General features: G+C 63.6%; 16 protein-coding genes and 3 pseudogenes. 12 read left to right on the top strand and 7 right to left on the bottom strand.

The window, feature by feature from the left end; genetic code table 11:
- From ACLP4W_RS09075 to ACLP4W_RS09050, 6 genes and pseudogenes are all read left to right on the top strand, one after another.
- On the top strand, positions 1-188 hold a 188-nt coding region (locus ACLP4W_RS09075; RefSeq protein ID WP_442385809.1), incomplete at its 5' end, for a cold-shock protein.
- Positions 189-476: 288 nt separating this feature from the next.
- Positions 477-713 carry a hypothetical protein gene (locus ACLP4W_RS09070; RefSeq protein WP_442385808.1) on the top strand — a complete coding sequence of 79 codons (237 nt, stop codon included), beginning with the start codon at positions 477-479 and terminating at the stop codon, positions 711-713.
- An 884-nt stretch (positions 714-1,597) separates the two neighbouring features.
- Positions 1,598-2,305, top strand: coding sequence for a peptidase (locus ACLP4W_RS09065; protein ID WP_442385807.1), 708 nt, complete (start codon positions 1,598-1,600; stop codon positions 2,303-2,305).
- A 13-nt stretch (positions 2,306-2,318) separates the two neighbouring features.
- Positions 2,319-3,017 carry an N-formylglutamate amidohydrolase gene (locus tag ACLP4W_RS09060; protein WP_442385806.1) on the top strand — a complete coding sequence of 233 codons (699 nt, stop codon included), beginning with the start codon at positions 2,319-2,321 and terminating at the stop codon, positions 3,015-3,017.
- A gap of 107 nt (positions 3,018-3,124) precedes the next feature.
- Entirely contained in the window at positions 3,125-3,937 is an 813-nt protein-coding gene (locus ACLP4W_RS09055; RefSeq protein WP_442385805.1) for a transglutaminase-like domain-containing protein, read from the top strand.
- A gap of 198 nt (positions 3,938-4,135) precedes the next feature.
- Positions 4,136-4,291 (top strand): annotated as a pseudogene (locus ACLP4W_RS09050) (DUF2237 family protein); the annotation flags it as partial.
- An 8-nt stretch (positions 4,292-4,299) separates the two neighbouring features.
- Here ACLP4W_RS09050 and ACLP4W_RS09045 read toward each other — a convergent pair.
- The 5 genes from ACLP4W_RS09045 to ACLP4W_RS09025 all read right to left on the bottom strand — a co-directional run bounded on the left by ACLP4W_RS09045 (position 4,300) and on the right by ACLP4W_RS09025 (position 8,793).
- A complete protein-coding gene (locus ACLP4W_RS09045) occupies positions 4,300-5,610 on the bottom strand; it encodes a fatty acid desaturase family protein (protein WP_442385804.1) in 1,311 nt (436 codons plus the stop codon).
- Positions 5,611-5,711: 101 nt separating this feature from the next.
- Positions 5,712-6,473, bottom strand: coding sequence for a TetR/AcrR family transcriptional regulator (locus ACLP4W_RS09040; protein WP_442385803.1), 762 nt, complete (start codon positions 6,471-6,473; stop codon positions 5,712-5,714).
- A gap of 628 nt (positions 6,474-7,101) precedes the next feature.
- The gene (locus tag ACLP4W_RS09035; protein WP_442385802.1) at positions 7,102-7,311 is read right to left on the bottom strand and encodes a hypothetical protein; all 210 of its coding nucleotides are present in this window, start codon (positions 7,309-7,311) and stop codon (positions 7,102-7,104) included.
- Positions 7,312-7,384: 73 nt separating this feature from the next.
- Entirely contained in the window at positions 7,385-7,843 is a 459-nt protein-coding gene (locus ACLP4W_RS09030) for a hypothetical protein (RefSeq protein ID WP_442385801.1), read from the bottom strand.
- 455 nt (positions 7,844-8,298) lie between these two features.
- Positions 8,299-8,793 (bottom strand): DUF5994 family protein, encoded by a 495-nt coding sequence (locus tag ACLP4W_RS09025; protein WP_442385800.1) that lies wholly within the window; start codon positions 8,791-8,793, stop codon positions 8,299-8,301.
- A gap of 603 nt (positions 8,794-9,396) precedes the next feature.
- Here ACLP4W_RS09025 and ACLP4W_RS09020 point away from each other — a divergent pair.
- Positions 9,397-9,651, top strand: a complete 255-nt coding sequence (locus ACLP4W_RS09020; RefSeq protein WP_442385799.1) for a DUF7427 family protein — start codon at positions 9,397-9,399, stop codon at positions 9,649-9,651.
- A gap of 63 nt (positions 9,652-9,714) precedes the next feature.
- Here the strand turns inward: ACLP4W_RS09020 and ACLP4W_RS09015 are convergent, their stop codons facing one another.
- Entirely contained in the window at positions 9,715-10,113 is a 399-nt protein-coding gene (locus ACLP4W_RS09015; RefSeq protein ID WP_442385798.1) for a hypothetical protein, read from the bottom strand.
- A gap of 1,120 nt (positions 10,114-11,233) precedes the next feature.
- Between ACLP4W_RS09015 and ACLP4W_RS09010 the strand changes: the two genes are divergently transcribed.
- From ACLP4W_RS09010 to ACLP4W_RS08990, 5 genes and pseudogenes are all read left to right on the top strand, one after another.
- Positions 11,234-11,602, top strand: coding sequence for a hypothetical protein (locus ACLP4W_RS09010; RefSeq protein WP_442385797.1), 369 nt, complete (start codon positions 11,234-11,236; stop codon positions 11,600-11,602).
- Between the two features lie 445 nt (positions 11,603-12,047).
- The gene (locus ACLP4W_RS09005) at positions 12,048-15,029 is read left to right on the top strand and encodes an AMP-binding protein (RefSeq protein ID WP_442385796.1); all 2,982 of its coding nucleotides are present in this window, start codon (positions 12,048-12,050) and stop codon (positions 15,027-15,029) included.
- Positions 15,030-15,459: 430 nt separating this feature from the next.
- Positions 15,460-17,676 carry an MMPL family transporter gene (locus ACLP4W_RS09000; RefSeq protein ID WP_442385810.1) on the top strand — a complete coding sequence of 739 codons (2,217 nt, stop codon included), beginning with the start codon at positions 15,460-15,462 and terminating at the stop codon, positions 17,674-17,676.
- Positions 17,661-17,912 (top strand): annotated as a pseudogene (locus ACLP4W_RS08995) (monooxygenase); the annotation flags it as partial. The gene ACLP4W_RS09000 and the pseudogene ACLP4W_RS08995, both read left to right, overlap by 16 nt.
- 186 nt (positions 17,913-18,098) lie before the next feature.
- Entirely contained in the window at positions 18,099-19,211 is a 1,113-nt protein-coding gene (locus tag ACLP4W_RS08990) for a medium chain dehydrogenase/reductase family protein (protein WP_442385795.1), read from the top strand.
- Positions 19,212-19,699: 488 nt separating this feature from the next.
- Here ACLP4W_RS08990 and ACLP4W_RS08985 read toward each other — a convergent pair.
- A pseudogene (locus ACLP4W_RS08985) lies at positions 19,700-20,365 on the bottom strand (glycosidase); the annotation flags it as partial.

The raw sequence follows: 20,365 nt of genomic DNA, 5'->3' as shown, positions 1-20,365 counted from the left end.
TGAAATGGTTCAACAGCGAGAAAGGCTTCGGCTTTATCGCCCCTGACGGCGGCGCAAAGGACATATTCGTCCATCATTCTGAGATCCAAGGGGACGGTTTTCGCTCCCTCGAGGAGAATCAACGAGTCCAGTTCGAGATCGGCCAGGGACCCAAAGGGCCTCAGGCGGTGCGAGTGACCACCGTCTAACGATTCAACACATCGAAAACCCCTGGGGCCGATCGGGTTTCGTCTCGGTTCGGTGATGCGACCGCATTTGTTGGTGGGCCCCGGGAGCTTGGCTATACGAAATCGCGGTCTTCAGCCATCAGCGGACGCAATTAAGGAATCGCCAGGAACGTAGGCCCTGCTGCCCAAATTCCCGGAGTTTTGCGGCACGTCGGTCTGGCCCTTATAACGCGATGATCGATCGGCTAATGCCGATCCAGTCGAAGTAAGGTGGACACGGCCGACCTACCACGACGATCCGGGAGAGCAATGAGTTCGGAACACGCAACCGAACAGGTGCTGCTTTCGGAGATCCGGGAGGGAGACATGCTCCAAGATCCGAAGTCTGGCAAGTGGATCAAAGTCACCCACACAGCCGACGGCACAATCAGCGTCACTCGCAAGTACGCAGACGAAGAGCACTATCGCGTTTACTACGGTGACGGTGGTGAAGAGATCGACTCCCGGTTGGTTACAGGCCTCGTCAACCGCCAGGTGAGAGAGTAATCGCGAGCACCATGCTCCTACTGGCAACTGACCCAACTGGCAAGTGCAATTTTAATCGCATTGTACCGCAGCATTATTCGAATGCATCGCAACAGAACAGCGGGAAGCCCTGGTGGCTGCGGCGGTCGTTGGCAGATTGCCGCGTGAACCGTGGTAGCCGTAGACGTCCACGCTTCCAGCTTAAGCCGTGCCGGCGGCCCCGCCGGGCGCACCGATCCCACCCAGATCGCCGGTGCCGCCGCTGCCGATCGACCCCGCGGCACCGCCGCGAGCGTCCACGTGACAACAAAACCACACAAAATCGCAACGGAGACTGGCGGCGGCCCTTCCACCCCGCGACGACTGTGGCCGCCCTGCCTGAGCCGGTAGGGCCGGTTTGGCCTGGGTTAGCCGTTTGCGCCGGAAATGCATTGGCGTCCGTCGGCGCCGACGCCGCCGGCGAGTGACCCGGCACACCCGGCACCCCCGGAGAGTTTGCCCAGCCGCAAGAATATCCCCACCAACACGCGCCAGGCGCACAACCGCGGGCCGCAAACCTCGTCGAGCCCGGGCGAGATCCAACTAAAGTCACCCCAGCAAACCATGAGCATCCTCGAGATAGGGGGAGATCGACTCCCCCCTGATGCACGGCGGGCCTCGACCCGGCGCCCAGCGTGCTGGATTACCGGCTTTTCTTCTTGCCAGCCCTCTTGGTTATGCCAGTGCGCCGCGGATCATGATGTTCGAGCCGCCATGTAATCTCGACGACATCGGTGCAGGATCAAATCCGGGATTGGGAATCGCTCTCACCTGCACGTCTGCCACAAGGCCAGAAGCCCGTGGCAATATGAACGGCGGGGTCGATTGCCCAGAAGGCGCATCGCATGACTTACTGTATAGGCGTAATGCTCGACAAGGGAATGATTTTCGCCTCGGACTCTCGTACGAATGCCGGCGTGGATAACTTCGCCAAGTTCTGCAAGATGACGGTATTCGAGCGTCGCGGCAACCGCGTTATCGTTCTGCTGAGTTCGGGAAACCTAGCCGGAACGCAAGCTGTCATCAGCGTATTGACGCAGCGCTGCGCTGACGGCGACGCAGCCACCAATGTCTTGGGCGCCCGGACTATGTTTGACGTCGTGAGGCTGGTCGCGGACGCGACGCGCGATATCGAGAAACGCGACGGTGAGTACCTGGAAGAGAACCACATCCGCTTCGATGCCTCGTTCATCGTCGGTGGGCAGATCAGCGGCGAGCCGATACGGCTGTTCCGGACCTATGCCGAAGGCAATTTCATCGAAGCGGGGACCGAAACGCCCTTCCTTCAGACCGGTGAAACCAAGTACGGAAAGCCGATCCTCGACCGCGTAGTTACGCAACACACGCCCCTCGCAGACGCCACGAAGTGTGTGTTGGTGTCCTTCGATTCGACCATGCGCAGCAACTTGTCGGTGGGCATGCCGATCGACCTGATTTGCTACGAACGCGACAGCCTCGAAGTGAAGTGGCGGCGGCGATTCGATGAGGGGGACCCCTACTTCACCGCCCTCAGCGACCAATGGGGCGAAGGTGTGCGGCAGGTGTTTCGCCATTTGCCCGAGTTGCGCTGGTGAGGTGGTGGTCACGGTGGATACCTTCATCATCACCTGTGAACACGGCGGTAACCGCGTACCCGCGCCCTATCGGCGGCTGTTTCGGGGGCAAAGGACGCTGCTGGATTCCCACCGTGGCTACGATCCCGGTTCGCTGGTCATGGCGAAGGCACTCGCCAGTGCCTTCGCGGCGCCCCTCGTGGCTTCGACTGTCAGCCGTCTGCTTATCGATCTCAATCGCTCGATCGGCCACCCACAACTTTTTTCGGCGGTGACCCGCGCCGCGCCGGCCCAGACCCGGGCGCAGATCGTCGAACGATATTACCGGCCCTATCGCGTGCAGGTCGAGCGTCTCGTCAGGCAAGCAGTAGCGCGCGGGCATCGCGTGATCCACATTTCGTCGCACAGCTTTACCGCGGAGCTAGATGGCAAGGTGCGCGGCACCGATGTGGGCTTGCTCTACCACCCCGCGCGGCGCGGGGAGGCCGAGGTGTGCGCCCGCTGGAAGGAAGCGCTCGCGGTATCCGCTCCAGAATTCCGCGTACGCCGCAATTACCCCTATGCCGGCAAAGGAGACGGGTTGACCTCGCACTTGCGCCTGCGCTTCGGGCAAAGCGACTACGTCGGAATCGAACTGGAGGTCAATCAGCGCGTAGTCTTGGCTGCGGGCCGACGCTGGACGGCGTTGCGCCGCCTGCTGATCGATTCGTTACGCACGGCATGTACCGCCTGAGCGCGCCATGATTCACGCCCTGCGCCAAATAGCCCGAGTGAGAACCCATCCCACCACCCACGCCGATAGCCATCCGCGACCTCACTTGGCGGAAACCGGAGACTGATATGCGAATTCACGTCGGCTTCGAAATGATATACGACTGCCCGCAACCCACCCCGATGATATTCAACCTCAACATCCACTTCACCCGCGTGTCCGATCTGGTCGGCCGTGACAACCTCGTGTTCGACCCGCCGGTCCCGATGGCAGCCTATCGTGACAGCTTTGGCAACTGGTGCACCCGCATTGTTGCGCCCAAGGGCCGCATGCGCGTCTCGGCCGATGCGCTCGTCAACGACACCGGACTCCCCGACGTCGTCGTTCCCCAGGCACAACAGATTCCCGTGCCGGACCTACCCGAGGACACCCTTGTCTTCCTGCTCGGGAGCCGGTATTGCGAAACTGATCGGCTGTCGGAGATGGCCTGGAATCTCTTCGGGCAGACGCCAACGGGATGGGGCCGAGTGCAGGCAATCTGCGACTACGTTCATCGACATCTCACGTTCGGCTATGAGCACGCGCGCATGACACGGACGGCGCTAGAAGCTTTTTACGACCGGACCGGCGTCTGCCGCGATTTCACGCATCTTGCCGTTGCCTTCTGTCGCTGCATGAACATCCCCGCGCGCTACTGCACCGGATACCTCGGCGACATCGGTGTGCCGCCGGTGGACGATCCGATGGATTTCTCTGCCTGGTTTGAGGTGTTCCTCGGCGGGCAATGGCATATCTTCGACGCGCGCCACAACACGCCACGTATTGGCAGGGTGTTGATCGCCCGTGGTCGCGACGCCGCCGACGTCGCGCTCAGCAACACGTTCGGCCCCAACACATTGAAGAGCTTCAGGGTATGGACCGACGAAGTACCGGCTGGTTAAGTCAGGCAGCCAAGTCGTCGACTGCGCGAGGTCTGCCAGGTCGCGGGGCAACAGCCGGCGGCGGTACCGCCGCGCGCAGCTGAAGAGGGTTCTTATTGTTCAGTTTGGGCTTCGCTGCGTGTGCCGCCGGCAAGATACCGAATGCATTCGGCGAAGCCGTCGTTGGCGCATCGTGAGCGGCAGCGCCGTGAACGCTCGTTGCGACGGCCCCGCACGGGCGAGGAAGTTAATGGCCGATGCCCCGATCGAAATGCGCTGGGCGGGCCGCTGGAACGGTGCGGCACTGACCCGCTCGCAGGTTTCCAGCGCGACGGCCGCCGCTCGAGCGGGACCAAGGACGCCGGCCAGCACACCACTGAGAACTACGCATCATGAGATGCCCCACGACACGTCCCGGGAGGAGTGGCAGGCAGCGCATGACGCGCAGCGCCACCGCGGTGCACGAAGTTCATTGATTGGCGCAGAATTTGTCGCTCCCGTATCGCAGTGACTAATCCCCGTTGCCGCGTATCGCCATTGCCCTCGCCCGACACGTAGGGTGCGTCGACGTTGCGGAACTTGTCTTCCGACGCCGTCTCGGGTGCGTCGTCGGAAGTGGTAGTCAGGAACCGATCCGGAAGCGTCAGCTTGGCAATGGTGCGAAAGGTGAGCAGGTACTGGCGGACAAGCGGACCGGTCGTGTACGGCAGGTCGTAGGTGGCGCACACCGCGCGGACCCGTTGGGCGATCTCCGCATAGCGGTTGCTCGGCAAATCAGGGAACAGGTGGTGTTCGATCTGGTAGCAAAGGTTTCCACTGAGGAACGCCAACACCGGCCCAGCGTCAAAGTTCGCGGTGCCCAGCATTTGTCGCAGATACCATTCGGGCTTCGTCTCACCCTCGAGCGCGGCAGGGGTGAACTTCTCCGCGCCATCCGCAAAGTGCCCACAGCAGATCACGACATACGCCCACACATTGCGTAGCAGGTTGGCGGCCACGTTCGCCGTGAGCGTGCGGCGCCATCGTCGAAGACTGAGAGCGGGAAAAAATACATAGTCCTTGCCGGCCTGCCGCGCCATCTTGCGGATCAGCGCTCGGGTGTCGGCGGACTTCTGCGCGTCGGTCGCCGCGCGCTCATGCTCCGAATGCAAGCCGTGCATCGCGATGCCCCATTCAAACATGATGGCCAACAACACATTCCGCAGAGGCTGAAAGAGATTACTCCGCCGCCACTCCTGGTCACGGGTGACCCGCAGGACACCGAACCCGAGGTCGTCGTCCACGCCGATGACATTGGTGAACATGTGGTGGCGATAGTTGTGGGAATACCGCCAGTGCGACGAGACACCCGCCATGTCCCACTCCCACGTACTTGAATGGATTTCGGGGTCATTCATCCAATCCCATTGACCGTGGCCGATGTTATGGCCGAGTTCCATGTTCTCGATGCTCTTGGCCATAGCGAGCGCGGTGGTGCCGAGTGCCCAGCCGACCTTGCTGCTGGTGCAGGCGATAACCAGCCGCGCGGCGACGTCGAGGGATCGCTGAAACGCGATGGTACGCCGGATGTATGCCCTGTCCTTTTCGCCACGCGAACCCTCGATGTCGCGGCGGATCGCCTCCAGCTCGACTGCGAGGGCATCGAGGTCCGGGTCGCTCATGTGGGCGTATTCGGCGACGTCCGCTATTGCCATCGACGCCTCACGGACATTCCGACGAGGTGGCGTCCCGACAGGCACGCTGCCGGATTGGGCTGCGATAGCATCATGGGTCATGTCCGTTCTTGGCGGCATGGTTACGTTGACCCGGGCGTGCGCGCCGGCGGGGGTGTGCCATCGGGTAAGCCGAGTTGGGCGGCCAGCCCACTAAGCAGAATGTCGAGTCCGCGGTCAAGTTCGGTGAGCCCGTCGTAGGCGGCCCAAGTCGGCGCGAGCTCACGCAACCGGGGGAATTCGCTGATCCGCAGCCGATGCAAGCCTAACCGCAACACATCGTCGGTCTCCTCGGGGCGTTCGACGACCTCCTGCAACTCAGTGAGCATATGGCCGTACAGGAACCCGAACAATGCCCGGTACACGAGCACCGCGTCGACCCCGCTGAAGCCCGCCCCAATCAGGAGCGCGAGCACATCTTCGAGTTGTCGAAGCATGCCCTGTGGCCGCATCCCGAGCGGCGTCGCAAGGGGACGAGTGACCAACAGCGGCACCACGTTTGGATGTGCGCACGCTAAATCACGGAAGTCGTGGGCGAGGTCCTGCAGCGCGGCCGCCCAGTCCGGGCGTGTGGTATCCAGCGACAATTGCTCGAAGACCATCTCGACCACTCCATCGAGCACGGCCGCCTTATTCGGCACATGCCGATAGAGCACCATCGGATCACGGCCGACCGCCTCGCCGAGGCGGCGCATCGACAGCCCCTCAACGCCATCACGATCGATGATCTCGAATGCATTAGCCAAGATTGCCGCGCGGGTGATTGGGCTGCCCTCCCCGTCCTCCCCGTCCGAGTCCGGCTCGCCGACCTGCCCGGAACCTGACGGTCCAGTTGACTGCGTCATCGAGCACCTAACCCATTATGAACGTTGTCTTCAGCGTAGGCCTACGGCGGCAACAGAAGCATCGGACCGGCCGTTGAACAGCGGCGCACGGCTGTCCGACTGCTCGGGCGGGTACCCGACCATGCGGCACCAGCCCCGGGGCGATGCCCAGCGCCTCTAGTGTGCCGGTGGCACCAGAGGCCCAGTCCCAGCCTCTCCGTGGGTCGTTCGTTGATCGGTCGCGCCGCCTTCGGAATCCCACGTTGACTTCGCCGCAGCAATTTCTCTGCGTCCGGCGGCGCGGCACATGCCCGCGCGGAGGACTTCCCCGACGGTTAGGTACGGCCGATCGGTAGCTGCTGGCGTTGAACTGCCCATGGCGGCATGGTTGGCGATAACTCGTGCTTCGGTGATGTGCGTCATCTTGTCTTCTATCTGCCCGCGTAAGCGAGCTGCTGGTTGGGCCCGAGGGGTTATCCGAGCTGGGCAATGGAGTCGTCCGGAGTCGTCCGCGTCGACATAGACAAGGTCAATCCAGTGCGCAAGCCGAGACTCGAACCCAGACGTCCGAAGACACTGGAACGTAAATCCACGCGGCCGTCTGACCGCTACCCGCGGCGGACCTTGCAGGACGTCCTGGGCGGCACCTCTAGTGCACCCCGACACCAGAGACCTCGACCCGGCTTTCGGAATCCCATGTCGACTGTGCCGCAAGTATTTCTCTGCGTCTGGCGGCGCGGCGTGCGCCGGCGCGGAATATGTTCTCGAGGGTCAAGAACGGCGTGTCGGGAACTGCTGGGGGCGACTTGTCAATGGCGGCATGGTTGTCGATAACACGCGGGTCGGTGATGTGCGTCATGATTTTTCCCTCTGTCTGCCCGCAGAAGCGAACTGCTGGTTCGCGTTTCGAAGCGCGGCGTTTCGGTGTTTGTCTACGAAGCAAATTGGGCGATGTCGAACGGCGTGGACGGGGCCGGATGGCGCATGGTCCTGCTCCTGAGCCGGCGGTTGCTCATGGGTTCGCGCGCCGATTTCTGGTGTTCAATCTGCCGGATTAGCTCGCGCTTTGCTTCACAGAGCGCACGGGTCAGGTCCGGGTTGTCAGCGACCGCTACTAGCGGCGCACGGCCCGGCAAGCTCGTACGCAAAGTGATGCGCTGCTCCTTGCCGCCGCGGTCTTGTAACGAGACTTCGACACCCACATCACGCGGATCCCACCTTCCCAGGTGCGGCGCGAGGGTCGACAACGCCTCCAACAGGTGCGGCCGTTCCGTCGCTACGAAACCCGCACCGATGTGAAGCACGTGCTCTCCGAAGATATCTCGTTGCTCGTTGTCGGATTTACCCGTCGGGGCCTCTGCGAGAGCCAGAACGCGGTTGTGCTTTTTCATCATGGTCGTTCCCCTTTGACTGAAAGGTGAGCACGCATGTGTTCGGGATTTTGTCCCAAACGCGTGTCATGAGTCGTGCAGTGGTCGAACCCGATTTCCGGGGTAGAACAGGAAACACACCGAACCCGACGACAAATTCGTATGGACGCTGCCGTCGGCGGGCTTCCGGTAGATCTCTATTAAACACCCTGCTAGAGAGCCTGTCAACGTTGTAAGCGAACAACGTATTCCTACGCAGCGGACAGCGCTGTCAGCCGCCTAGTGCGGGTAGCGGTACGGTCGCGATACCCATGGCGGCGTCGCTGATGCCGTACGGGAGCACCAGGGTGTCGGCGTGTACTAGTGCGCCGCAGCAGTAGACGGCATTGGGGCAGGTTGCCGTCCTGCTCGCCGGTCGCGGCGCTCAGTGCGGTCGCCGTGGCTGACCGAGAATCCACCGCTCCGGCGCCTCTAGTTCAGCGCTGTCCGGTGGCAGCCGCCCGGCCGTGAGCTTCTCGATCGGGCGCGCTGATCCCGAGCAGGTCGCCGACCGACGAAGCGTTGTCTGGCGCCGCCGCGGTCATCAACGTCTCGTGTGCATGGTCCGGATCGGAGTGCGGAGGAACGACCAGCAGAAGGATCTTCTCGCGGCCGATCCCGAGCACTTCGAGGGTGTTGGCTGGTTGTAGGCGGTATCCGTCGAGGCGAACCGTTCGTCCGCCGGTCAGAAGTCGTCTCGGGGCCTTCGCCCATTCGGTGAGGTTGTACATCACGCGGTCAATTGCGCCCAGGCGCACCGATAGCACAGCCAGCAGATCTGGTAGCTCCTCCGTGAGGTCGTCACTGCGCGGCCACCATGCCCCGTCAACGGTCCCGCTCATCGGCGCCTTCGGCTTCAACCGGAGCCGCGGCGTGTTCTCGGGTCCCGTGTGGCGCCGGCCAGACACAGCGCGGCCCTCTTGTAATGTCATGCGACGATCCCGTCTTAGCCGCGAAACGGCCGATTGTCTCGACTCGGCGACGACACGATCTGAGATGGTCGCGCGCGACATGCCGCCGATGCCAAGTGATTCTACGCGCATCGCGGCCCGAACGGAAGCAAAGCGACACCGGTCAGTGAAGGCCGCTGCGCTTCAATGCTTCTTGATGGCCTTCAGCCACGTCTCGCGCCCGTCCCTCGCGAATAGTGTTGCGCTTCAACGCTTCTTGATGACCGCCAGCCACGTCTCGTCCCCGCCGAGGCATAGCATCGGTGCGGCTGTTGAACCGTGGCACTCGCCCACCCGATCGCTAGGGCGAGTAGACGACCGAGCGGGACACGATCCCGGCGCGGTGCCCTCGCCTCTAGTGCGCCTGCGGCACCAGAGGCCCTTTGTGGATGTCTCCTTACAGGACCGCGGCGGCAAGGAAGCGGATTCGATCAGGCGGCCCTGACCGGTACGCCGGCCGCGCCGGTGGAGACGCGATCAGCCCTCAGAGGACAACGTCACATTCTAGGCGCGCCTCTTTCCGTGTCGCACCGATATCTACGCGGTCCGCTGGGAGAACGGACGCGATGGGCGATCGGCATAACGATGCGCGACTCAGACCGAGCGAGGGTGGCATTGGCCGGTGGCGTGACAGCCTACGACCTGATCGCCACCGATGACGAGCAGCTGACCAACGCGGCCCGCCGGTACTTTAAGTCTCAGCCGATTGCCACCGCGTCGATGCTCCTGGTGACAGGCCTGGACCTGGTCGGCGGCATACCGCCGGGGTGCCACTCGATCACGCTGAGTTCGCCGCGTGGTAACCCGCCGCACCGGTTCGGAGGCTGTTTTGCCCGTTAACAAGAGGGGCCGCTTCCACGTTGCGGGCTCGGTTCCCATGCTGCATCCGCAGGCTCAGACCGTTCACGAGATGCTCGAGGGCCAGCCAAACGACTCGGGCGGTTCCTCATGCCACATACTCGCGGTTTGGCAGATGCGTTCGGCGACAGCGTCAATGGACGCTCGGGCGCTGTCGCCGGCATTGGCGTCGCCTTGTGAAATCGGGAAGATGAATCGGCCGCTCTTTCCCCATTGCCAGATGGCAGAGAAGTCTTCGCGGCTGAGGGGCCGAAAGATGACTTCGGTTCGTGCATCCTTGAGCACGACTTCGAGCCACGTGGCGTACTCGACCCTATCACCGGTCATCAGGTGCGGCTCATTGTTGACGTGGACCTCCCCTACACCACCAAGCCTCGTGCGGAGGGCCTGTGCGAGCGGCTGCATCAGTTCCCGTTCAAATTCGTCAGCTTGGTCCTTTTTCATTCCCACTCCTTCGTCAGGCGGTTGCACAGCATCTAGATCGTGTCACGTCCACCCCGGTCCCTCGGTCATCGCGGCGATGCGGTCGCCCGTGCTCGCGGACTCGGATTGATCTCTGAGGGCCGTATCGTTCTCAAGCCGCATTGGCGGGACAGCCACGGCATCAAAACGCCAGACCTGTATTTCCCACCACCCGAGTTGGGGACTCAACGTTGATCCTGTGAATTAGTCCTTGCCCCAATATGTTTCGTGTCGAATCTGCTCCGCCGACGATACGTCGCGATGGGTAGGTGGCGCCCGGGCGGGGTACATATTGCCTTGAGCCGCTTAGCTGCCATATTCCGGCGGCCAACGACGCGGCTGTGACTGTGACTGTGACTGTGACGAGCTTCTCGAGCGTGGAGGCCGATGGGCCTCGGTAAAGAACTCCGGGTGTTGTTGGCGCATTAGATGTGAAATGGGCATCACCAATTGCCAAGGCCCGCCAGCATGACCCGCCTGGACCCCCGTCAGGTGAAGACAGGTCAGGTCGGCCTCGATCTGCTCGTCGATGTCGGGCGATATCGGCGTCGATGCTGTCGATCCGGCCGAACATGTGCGCGGACAGGAATTGGTGATAGTCGGCGAGATGCCCGTTGAACGCTCGGCCCAACTCATTTCACTATTTTACTGTTGCTTTACCTGGATAGGTGTAGCGTTAGAGTACGGATCCACGGCAGACCAAGGTCGGACCGGAAGAGAAGATTCCTCCTCTCGGCTGTGGCGCCGGGCACGAACGCTAGGCACCCACGCAAAGCAAGGCCCATCAACTGGGCACAGTGCGGTGGGCTTGCGTCAGGCAAGAAAATGTCTCCTGATGCCGAGGCCACATTTCACCGCACCATCATGGACGCTTGGTCACCAGGTGATTGGTGCTCCGGACGGTGCTCCTTTTCGTCAGGAGCGCCGTCCGATTCACGTATGCCGAACTCCCGGGGCCGGTGGCGGTTCTGCTTGCTGAAGCAAGCACACTGCGAGCTGGGTGATCGTGTCCTTGGGTGGCGACCGCATCGTTGAGCACCGTCGAGTCCAGCGCGCGCCGCCCCCACCGCTCACTGCCCCACCCCCGCGACCGTCTACATTGATGCTGCTGTACGCCCAGCCAGTCATGCGGATCGCCGCGCTGAAGACGACCACCATCATCCTGACACCGCAGGAGTTGCGTATATCCCTTGGCGCTGAGCCGATCCCAGTGCCTCAACCGTTCGCCGGCTGCTTAGATTCCGCCTGCACAACCGGTCTAACCTCCGCATTACCCGCGACAGCGCGGCCAGTCGTTGGCTGTTCCCGAGCACCCAACCCCGACAAGCACGTCGAAGCACAATACGTCATGAAACGGCTGCGACGTTTTGCTGTCAACCTGCTCGGCGCCCGCAATTCCGACCTGCAGAATCTCGTCGCCGAGGTGCCCCTCCCCTCGTCAGCGATCGATCGCGCCGTGTCAAATAGCTAGTGTCGCCTGGCCCCGATGGGTTGATCATGCTCTAAACGTTGGGGGTGAAGACGTTCAACCTCTACGACGCGGCCGCCTCGTCGGCGGATGGATCCGATTCGTCTGCATTCCTTCGCGGAAGTATTCGGCCACAAGCTGGTTCATCGGATTGGGCGCGGCTGAGGACAGGAACGGGCAGGGCGAGCGCCGCTGTCATGGATATGGCAAAAGATGCAACATGAGCCCGTCGCCTCACCTGAACAGACCACCGGGAGCTTCCCGGATGGCCGCACTGCGGTCGTCTCGACTACGAGCCGGCGTGTCAACGGTCACTCGGGGATCCGGGTGCATCAATGCGCCAGATCGGTGGACCCGGCGCGCCGGCACCCTCGCTGCGCGTAGTGTTGATTTCATGACGTCAGCCGATGTGTGACCAGCGGGAGTGTCGGCGTGACGTGTGGTATCCGTGACATGGGGTAGCGACCTTATAGCCGGTCCCGCGAACCGGGTGATAGCGACCGTGCAGAACGGTGCCGAGGTGCTGCGGTTCGGTGGCCTGAAGACTGGATACCGTCCGTCCCCGTTTCAGATCGTGGAGCGGTGCGACATGTACCGGCTACGACGGTACTTCCCCGACACGGCGAATGATCCGTCACGGCCGCCGGTAATACTTGTGCCGCCGATGATGATGTCGGCCAACGTGTTTGACGTCACCCGAGACCAGGGCGCGGTCGGAGTCCTGCATGATCTCGGTGTGGACCCGTGGGTGGTGGACTTCGGCTCACCGGACCGGGAAACCGGTGGGCTCGAACGCACGTTGAGCGACCACGTCGTCGCGCTGAGCGGGGTCATCGACTCGGTACACGCACACACCGGCCGCAAGGTGCATCTGGCGGGCTACTCGCAGGGCGGCATGTTCTGTTATCAAACCGCGGCCTACCGACGTTCCGAGGGCCTGGCAAGCGTGATCACATTCGGTGCCGCCGTCGACTCGCTCAGCGGTCTGCCGTTCGGAATTCCCGCGGCCCTGGCGGGCCGCGGCGCCCAGCTGGTCGCCGACCACGTCTTCAACCGTCTCTCCGTACCCGGATGGATGGCCCGTACCGGGTTTCAACTTCTGGACCCGATCAAGACGGTCCGGGCAAGATGGGACTTTCTACGGCAACTCCATGACCGAGAAGCGTTGCTGCCCAGGGAACAGCAACGCCTCTTCCTGGAGGTGGAGGGCTGGGTGGCATGGTCGGGTCCCGCGGTCGCCGAACTGTTGCGGCAGTTCGTCGTCCATAACCGCATGATGGCCGGGGGCGCCGTGATCGATGGCACGTTGATAACGCTCGCTGAAATCACCTGTCCGGTCCTTGCTTTCATCGGCGAGATCGACGACATCGGCCAGCCCGCGTCCGTTCGAGGAATCCGGCGGGCCGCGCCTCGCTCCGAGGTGTCCGAGGTGCTGTTGCGGGCAGGTCACTTCGGGCTCGTTGTCGGATCGACCGCCGCCACGCAGACCTGGCCCACCGTCGGTCAATGGGTGCTATGGCAGGACGGCCGAGGGCCCAGGCCCGGCGGCGTGCATGCAATGGACGCCGACCCCAGCGTCGGGATCGACGGCGCTGTCGGGCTGTCGTCGCGTATCGGTCATTCGGCGGGTGCGCTTGCCGAACTGGGCATCGGGGTGAGCCTGGGGTTGGCCGACGCCGCGGTGGGGGCGGCGCGCAGCGGCAGGGAGATCGCAGGAGAGGCAGTGCGTACCCTGCCCCGGCTCACTCACCTCGGGCGGCTACAGCCCCATACCCGGGTGTCGTTGGGCGGGTTGATGGCCGAACAGGCCAAAAAAGCACCCGAGGAAGAATGCTTCCTCTTCGAGGACCGGGTCCACACCAATGCGGCGGTTGATCACCGCATCGATGACGCTGTGCGCGGCCTCATCGCCGCCGGCATCCGTCAGGGAGCTCACATCGGTGTATTGATGGACACCAGCCCGAGCGCCGTGACCGCAATCGCGGCATTGTCCCGGCTCGGCGCGGTGGCGGTACTGCTACCCCCAGACGACGACCTCGCCGCCGCCGTCCAATTGTGCGAGGTGGCCGAGATCATCACGGACCCATACCATCTGGCTGCGGCCACCGCGGCCGGCGCCAGGGCGCTCGTCCTCGGTCGCGGCGTTACCACGGGAGACCTCCGCCAGGCGGAGTCGGACCGGGTCGTCGAGCTGGACCGCGTCGCCCTGTCCAGTGCACGGCTGCCGCAGTGGTATCGGCCGAACCCAGGCCGGGCAAGTGATCTCGCCTTCGTGTTCTTCAGCACGACGGGAGGGCGCCGGGTGGTCAAAGAGGTCACCAATCATCGGTGGGCGCTGTCGGCCTACGGCACGGCCACTGCCGCCGCGCTCGGCCGCGGTGACACGATCTATTGCCTGACGCCGCTGCACCATCCCTCGGGTCTGATGGTCGGCCTCGGCGGCGCGGTCGCCGGCGGGTCGCGCATCGCCTTGACCCGAGGCGTCGACCCAACGCGGTTCGCCGAAGAGATCCACCGTTACGGGGTCACGGTAGTGACCTACACCTGGGCCATGCTGCTCGAACTGGTGGAGGCCACGTCGCCCGAGCTTCAGGAACATCATCCGGTCCGCCTGTTCATCGGCGCCGGAATGCCGATCGGATTGTGGCACAAGGTCACCGACCGATTCGCCCCTGCCCGAGTGCTGGAATTCTATGCCTCCACCGAGGGGGACGCGGTACTGGCCAATGTCGCCGGTACGAAGAGCGGGGCCAAGGGTCGGCCGCTGCCGGGCAGCACCGAGATTCGGCTCGCCAGCTACGACTCCGCGACAGGCAAGTTCATTGAGGATGACCACGGTTTCGTGCGCCCATGCGCGGACGACGAGGTGGGCGTGCTGCTCGCCAAGCCGCGCTCCGGACTCGATGCCGCACACGTGTCGATGCGCTCGGTATTCGCGAAGGGCGACATGTGGATCACCACGGACCACCTGTTTCGCCGCGACAGCGACGGCGACTACTGGTTCGTTGACAACAGGAACACCGTGATCCAGTCGGTGCGCGGACCGGTGTTCTGCCAGCCGATTTGCGACGCCCTCGGCGACCTCACCGCGGTCGACCTGGCCGTCGTCTATCCCGTTGCGACCGACACGCACGACGTCGCGGTCGCGGCGGTGACGCTTGGCAAAGACGGCATCCTCACCGCGGCCAGCTTGACCACCGCGTTGTGTGGTCTCCCCCGGGACCAGCGTCCCGCCGTCGTCCAGATCGTTGACCACATACCGCTCACGCCCTCCTACCGCCCGCTGTCGACCGCACTGCAAGAGGCCGGGCTGCCGGCGCCGGGGGAATCGACCTGGTACCACGACCTCGCTGACGGCCACTATCGACAATCGGCCACCATCGGCGGCAAGCCACGACGGTTAGCCACAAAAACCGCGAAGAGCGAGTAGGTGGGCCACTCCAGCGGCCAGCCCGAGTGGTCGGTGGACCATCGCGGCGCTATCACCCCGCCGGTCGCCTACTTTGCTGCGTCGCCCATCCGTCGGCGTGTGTGGCAACGCACCGTGGGTTGGCCGGCCAGGTTCGTGGTCGACGCATCAATCCATGGGACTGAGTACCCTGCGCACGTGTTTCAGGAGTCATTCGATCCGACCGCGTCAAGCCCTTCGCCGTATTCTCCTGTGCGACAGACGCTTTGCACGGCGTGCGTTCCCTCTAGTCGCACCGACGCGACCGGACATTAACGATGGGGAGGTGCAGGACTCTCGCATGAACGTTAATCGCGGTAGAAGGGACACGTTGACAACCCTTGGCTTATCGTTGATGAGTTAGCCGCACTATCCCGATCAATCGGCGGAAGGTCGCGACGTCCTACAACGAATCGCACGACTGGCCATCGCCGCACCACGGCGGATCATCGCAGCCGCAGCGCTGGTGATGGTAGCTGCGGGCATCTTCGGCATCCCCGTCGCCAGGAGCCTGTCCGTCGGCGGGTTCCAGGACCCGACCTCTGAATCAGCCAGGGCGACGCAGCTGTTGACTGACAAGTTCAGCCAAGGGGACCTGCAGCTGCTGATCACCGTCTGTGCGCCGAATGGTTTCGCGAGCGGTCCGGCCCGCGCGGCAGGCACCGACATCGCCGGTCAACTGAGCCGGTCACCGCATGTCCCGAGCGTGGCCTCGGCATGGACCGTGTCACCGGAGGCTGCGACTGAGCTGGTCAGCAGGGACGGCAAGTGCGGGCTGATCGTCGCCGGCATCACCGGTGGGAAGATCAATGCGCAGAAATACGCCGATACGCTGTCTGACCAGGTGGCGCACGACCGCGACGGGGTCACCGTCCGCTCGGGCGGGCTCGCTATGGTGAACCGGCAGATCACCGAGCTATCGCAGCGCGACCTACTGCTGGTGGAAGTGATCGCCATTCCGCTCAGCTTCATCGTGTTGATTTGGGTATTCAGCGGGCTGCTGGCCGCCGCAGTGCCGATCGCGATCGGCGGGATGGCGATTCTGGGGTCGATGGCGGTACTACACGTGATCGCGTTGGGCACCGACGTGTCGATCTTCGCGCTCAACCTGAGCACCGCGATGGGCCTGGCGCTGGCGATTGACTACACGTTGCTGATCATCAGCCGCTTCCGCGACGAGCTTGCCGGCGGCGCGAGCCGAGACGATGCGCTCGTACACACCATGACGACAGCGGGGCGCACGGTGTTGTTCTCCGCCACCACCGTCGCGCTGTCCATGGCCGCGATGATCCTGTTCCCGATGTACTTCCTCAAGTCGTTCGCGTACGCGGGTATCGCCACCGTCGGGTTCGCTGCGCTCGCCGCGGTGGTGGTAACTCCCGCGACCATCGTGCTTTTGGGCGACAGGTTGGACTCGCTGGACGTGCACCGGCTCGCCCGGCGGCTACTGAGACGGCCCGAGCCGGTCCCGCGCCCCATCGAGCAAGAGTTCTGGTACCGCTCGACGAAGGTGGTCATGCGCCGAGCGGTTCCGATCAGCCTGGCCGTCATCGCGCTGCTGGTGCTGCTCGGTACGCCCTTCCTGGGCGTGAGGTGGGGTTTGCCCGATGACCGCGTGCTGCCCAGGTCCGCCTCGGCCCACCAGGTGGGCGATCAATTGCGCAACGACTTCGCCAACAACTCCGCGACCGCGGTCACTGTTGTCGTGCCGGACACCAACGGCGTGGGGCCAACCGACATGGAGCGATACGCCGCCGAACTGTCCCGCGTGCCTGACGTCACGGCGGTGTCCGCTCCGACGGGTACGTTCGTCGCCGGTGCTCGCGTCGGACCGCCGTCAGCGGCAACCGGCGAGGCACAGGGCAGTGCGTTTCTGACCGTCGCCAGCACGGCCCCGCTGTTCTCCGACAAATCGGGGGCTCAACTCGACCGCCTGCACGCAGTGGCCGGCCCCGGCGGCAGGCCGGTCGAGATGACCGGGTCCGCGCAGATCAACCGCGACAGCGTCGACTCCATCACGTCGCGGCTGCCACTGGTGCTCGGGCTGATCGCCGTGATCATGTTCGGGCTGCTATTCCTGCTCACCGGCAGCGTGGTGTTGCCCCTGAAGGCTCTGGTGCTCAGCGTGTTCTCGCTGACCGCCGCGTTCGGCGCGATGGTGTGGATATTCCAGGACGGTCATCTGGGCGCGCTCGGGACGACATCCACCGGAACGCTGGTCGCCAACATACCGGTGCTGCTGTTCTGCATCGCCTTCGGCTTGTCCATGGACTACGAGGTTTTCCTGGTCTCCCGGATCCGCGAATTCTGGCTCGCGTCGGGGCGCACCCGCGCCGACAACGACGAGAGCATCGCCCTGGGCCTGGCCCGCACCGGTCGGGTAATCACGGCGGCCGCGCTGGTGATGTCGATCTCGTTCGCGGCGCTGACCGCCGCGCATGTGTCGTTCATGCGGATGTTCGGCCTGGGCCTGACGCTGGCCGTGTTGGTCGACGCCACGCTAGTGCGGATGGTCTTGGTGCCGGCATTCATTCACCTGCTGGGCACGTGGAACTGGTGGGCGCCCAAACCTTTGGTCTGGCTGCACGAACGCTTCGGACTCAGCGATACTTATACGTCGACGCGCTAACCGGCGAAGGTCTGGGCATAGCGTTCGGTGCCGCCGAGTTGCTGGTGGGCTGCGTTATTGCCGACCGGCCAGCTGACTACGAGCACCAGTGGCGCAAGATGTCGCGCCGCTATCGCCTGCTGACGGCGGGTCTGCTAAAGGCCAGCGCGTACGCACCCGTGCGCTCGCGCATCGTGCCAGCCGCGACGGCGCTGCCCAAGATCTTCGCCGGCATCGTTAACCAGCTTGCCGAATGACCGCGGTGCACAAGCACTCGTGCAACGCGGACACATCGGCGGCAACGGTCCGCTGAGAGCGTGCGCGCCAGCGCGCACCGGGTCGGATGTACGCATAGACGCGCATCCGGCGTGTCAGCAAACTCAGCGGTCAGTGACATAGTCACGAAAATCCTCGTCGTGAGGTTTTAGGTCTACGGTTAGGGGATGACTTGGCAAAATGTTTCTATCTCGCGGTTCGGCGGCCCTGAGGTGATGGAACTGACAGAACAACCGACTATTCCCGACCCCGGTCCCGACGAGGTCCGCATCAAGGTTCTGGCCGCCGGCACCGGCTTCACGGACATCTTCATTCGGCGCGGCCGCTACCCGGATTACAAGGGGCCGCTGCCGTTCACCCCCGGATACGACATCGTGGGAATCGTCGATAAAGTCGGTCCCGGCGTGGCCGGCCTGCACGAGGGCCAGATGGTGGCCGATCTGTGTGTGGTCGGCGGCTACACCCAGTACGCAATTCGGCCGGCGCGGTTCCTGGTGCCCGTCCCCGATGGCGTCGATGCCGCCGAGGCGGTCTGTATCCCGCTGGCCTACCTAACCGCCTTCCAGATGCTCACCCGCTACCGCAAGCTGTCGCCGGGTGCGACGATCCTTGCGATCGGGGCCTCGGGCACGGTCGGCACGGCGCTGCTCGATCTGGCGCGGCATTTTGGACTGAAAGCCATCGGTACCTGCTCTGCCGCGAACATGACCGTGGTTGAAAGCTTTGGTGCCAAGGCAATCGACTATCGCGACGGCGACTTCGTCGAAGCAGTGCGCCAGCTCACCGCCGCACAGGCCAATACGCACAAAGGCCGCACCGGGGTGGACGCCGCCTTCGACGCAATCGGCGGCGCCCATTTCGCTCGCTCGTTCGCCTGTCTGGCATCCGGTGGTCTGCTGGTCGGCTACGGGTCGCAGACCATGGCTGACGGGCGCGAAGGCCTGCTCTCGGCCGGACTGGGCTTGGCCAGGCTCCACCTCTGGGGCGCGTTCAGGTTCCTGTTCGGCGGTCGACGGGCGGTGTGGTACAGCATCACCGCGCGACGAACGAAGCAACCGGAAGAGTTCAAGGCCGACATGGCCACACTGTTTGGCCTACTGCGCGACGGCGTCATCCATCCCGTCGTCATCGATCGCCTCCCCCTGGCAGCCGCGCGCGAAGTCCACACTCGCATCGACGCCGGCGGACTCGGCGGCAAAATCGTTCTGATTCCTTGGCCCGCGCCGTTATCTGATCCTCGCCCTGCTACCGCGCGGGTCGCTGACTCACCCGTCTCGTAGGCATGAAGTCGGCGGCTCGTGGTCGTGGGGGACTCGCCCCCGACACCATCCCCCTGACGTGCACCTGTTCGAGGTATCGGCTTTGATCTCAGCTGAGAGAATCGCCGACCTGACCGACCCGGCCTAGCCCGGAATCGCTTTGAAACCCGAACCGACGTGAAGCACGTGCTCGCCGAAGGCATCTCGTTGTTCGACGTCAGATTTCAGCGTGGTCGTTCTCCTTGACTGAAGGGTTGGGCACGTTTGACTGAAGGGCGTGCACGCATGCACTCGGGGTTTGTCCCCACGCGTGTCGTCGTCGCGCCGTCGTCGAATCCGATTTCCCGGGAACAGACGGAAATATCTTGATCCCGGCGACAATTCCAGGTGGACTCTGCCGATGACCGGTCTCCGGTAGATCCGCAATCAAGCACACTACAGGGGAGCCTGTCGACATTGCTGGGCCTACGTTGTAGACGCGCAGAGGTACAAGTTGAATGTCTCGGGTCTCAGCGGCTCAGGGCTGCAAGGAGTTCGGGTAGCGGCACGGTGGCGATACCGATGCCGGCGTCGCTGATGCCGTACGGCAGCACCAGGGTGTCGGCGTGGACCAGTGCGCCGCAGGAGTAGACAACATTGGGCACGTAGCCGTCCTGCTCATCAGTAGCGGGGCTCAGTAGCGGTTGCGGTAGCTGACTAAGGATCCGTGTCGGATCGTCGAGATCAAGCAAAATCGCCCCGATGCGGTAGGTGCGCATCGGGCCGACGCCGTGGGTCAGCACCAGCCACCCGGCATCGGTTTCGATGGGCGAACCGCAGTTCCCGAGTTGCAGCACCTCCCAGGCTCGAGTCGGGCTCTGACAGGGAGCCGCACTCGTCCAAACGGACAGATGATCGGAGTGGGCAACCGTATTCGATTCGCGATCTGATCTCGACATGGCGGCGAAGCGACCGCCAATCCGGCGAGGAAACAGCGCCAGACCCTTGTTAGCAGCGGCGCGTCCGACGATCGGTGCGGAGGTGAAGGACTGGAAATCTGTGGTCTCGAGGAGTTGCTGGCTGATGTGGGATCCGCTGTAGGCCGTGTAGGTGGCATAGAAAGTGATGGAGCCGTCGTCGTCGATGAAACGGACGAAGCGTGCATCCTCCATGCCGGCCTGCTCTGCGCCCATCGA

Source organism: Mycobacterium sp., assembly GCF_052145595.1.
Classification (GTDB): domain Bacteria; phylum Actinomycetota; class Actinomycetes; order Mycobacteriales; family Mycobacteriaceae; genus Mycobacterium.
This window is presented reverse-complemented; position numbering and strand designations above follow the sequence as displayed.